The 441-nt window shown below is 39.2% G+C and carries 1 protein-coding gene; it reads right to left on the minus strand.

Annotation, left to right across the window (positions count from 1 at the left end; all coding sequences use genetic code 11):
- Window positions 1-105 precede the first annotated feature (105 nt).
- Window positions 106-327: a TraR/DksA C4-type zinc finger protein gene (locus J1785_RS00205; protein ID WP_129954613.1), complete on the minus strand. Its 222-nt coding sequence runs from the start codon at window positions 325-327 to the stop codon at window positions 106-108.
- Window positions 328-441 lie beyond the last annotated feature (114 nt).

A 441-nucleotide genomic window follows, 5' to 3' on the forward strand; every position in this document is an offset into this window, starting at 1 on the left:
ATTATCTGACATACTGGCTTTTCCAAAAATGAAATATGGGAAGCCTTCCGGAAATAATATTATTCCCAGTGAGTTGATTAATTTGAATGGTGTTAATTCAGCTATTTATACTGGCCGGTAATTCTTTCTTTTGAGTTCTTCAATTTCCTGACATTCAATACATCGCTGTACACCTGAGATGATGTTCCTGCGTTGTTCCGGGATGGAAGCTTCGCAATCCACACAGAACAAGGCCGACGGTTCAGGCTGTGTGCGGGTTGCCTTTGATATTTGCGCTTCAAGTACTCTCAGTTGGTATTCCTGTGATTCATCTATCCAGTCGGTCATGAATAAAGTTCTCCTGTAAATATCGTCATGAAATGGTGAAGGGATAATAAAGCCTGAGTAATTTTCAATTGCTCTTCGTCACTTAATTGTGAATAAGTCAGAAAAGTATGATGT

Source organism: Rahnella perminowiae, from assembly GCF_019049755.1.
Taxonomy (GTDB): Bacteria; Pseudomonadota; Gammaproteobacteria; order Enterobacterales; family Enterobacteriaceae; genus Rahnella; species Rahnella perminowiae.

Coding starts and splice junctions, on each gene's coding strand:
- J1785_RS00205 (WP_129954613.1), bottom strand. CDS start 327: ATGACCGACTGGATAGATGAATCACAGGAATACCAACTGAGAGTACTT.